General features: G+C 42.1%; 1 pseudogene. It reads right to left on the bottom strand.

From position 1 onward, the window contains the following. Positions 1–1,211: pseudogene (locus EZL74_RS13165) on the bottom strand (hypothetical protein); the annotation flags it as partial.

Genomic DNA, 1,211 nt, shown 5'->3' with positions numbered 1-1,211 from the left:
GTTACAATATCGTAACAACCCGTAGCGATAGTCTCTACCCGAACATACAACGTCTGGGTGTTGGCAACTGTGTTAACGTAATTGGTAACATTGCCTATAGCCCCAGTAGCATTTTCAGCATTACTCTGTGAAGTATAGAACGTTACAGAAGTAACTGCCGGGTTGATACTGCCCAAAATCTCAGGGATTTTTGTCGTTAAATCAAACGGCTCATAACCAACAGCACCTGTGTAATCACACAAATGGTAATCCGTTGGCGTTACTGCCTCTGGTGTTGGGTTGACTATTAGTTGTAATTGGACATAATTAGAACAACCGGTCAAAGTGTAGAACACTTTKACATAAATGGTTTGTGTCCAGTTAGAAATATTACTGTAAGGACCTAATATCGGGTTGGCTCCTGTTAAAGCATCTGTTGGTGTTTCGTGATAGGTAACCGACACCCCTATACTCGCAGGATTAGGTGTACCCGCTATGGCGGCAGTAGCATCTTCTAAATTGAAAACAGCTATACCGTCATTATTCGGATCACATACCTGCAATGGTAACGGCGTATTAGCCACAGGACCTAAAGTCACATGCAACAACTGAACAGTAGTAACATAACAGCCCGTAATGGTGTTTTCTACACGAATGAATACTTGCTCATTATCGGTACCCAAATACGTCATTGGTGTGGCAATAGCGCCTATTTTATTTTGAGCATCTGCCAAAGTATGGTAATACGTGAAGGTTACTCCTCCGCTGCTGTTAACCGCTCCTTCATTGATTGTTAAATCAAATATAGCCTGATTGGTAGCTCCGTTACTACACTGATAAATCGGTGGTGGTGTAGCAGCTACAGGCAACGGATTAACAATCAAATTAAATGAACTCACCGCATTACAACCTGTAGCCGTATAGCGAATGTTTATCCAAATCTGTTGTGTTCCCGAAGTGTATACATTTGGTAACGGATTGGTCTGGCTCAAGGCATCTGCCTGAGTAAGGTAGTATCCTATGGCAACACCTGATTGACCATTGGCAATCTCTACGTCTTTACTGTTAAGGATAAACTGCTCCACTCCATCTCCAGGGCTGTTGTAATCACACTGTACATAATCCGAAATGTTCGGCTTCGGAACAGGATGAGGATTTACTATCAACTGTAAGGTAGTAGTCGAATAACAACTCGGTGAACTAATATCATATACCCTAACATATAACGTCTG

Source organism: Flavobacterium silvisoli (assembly GCF_004329815.1).
In the GTDB taxonomy this organism is placed as follows: domain Bacteria; phylum Bacteroidota; class Bacteroidia; order Flavobacteriales; family Flavobacteriaceae; genus Flavobacterium; species Flavobacterium silvisoli.
Note: the sequence above shows the minus strand (reverse complement) of the source record. Positions and strands in the feature narration are given on the sequence as shown.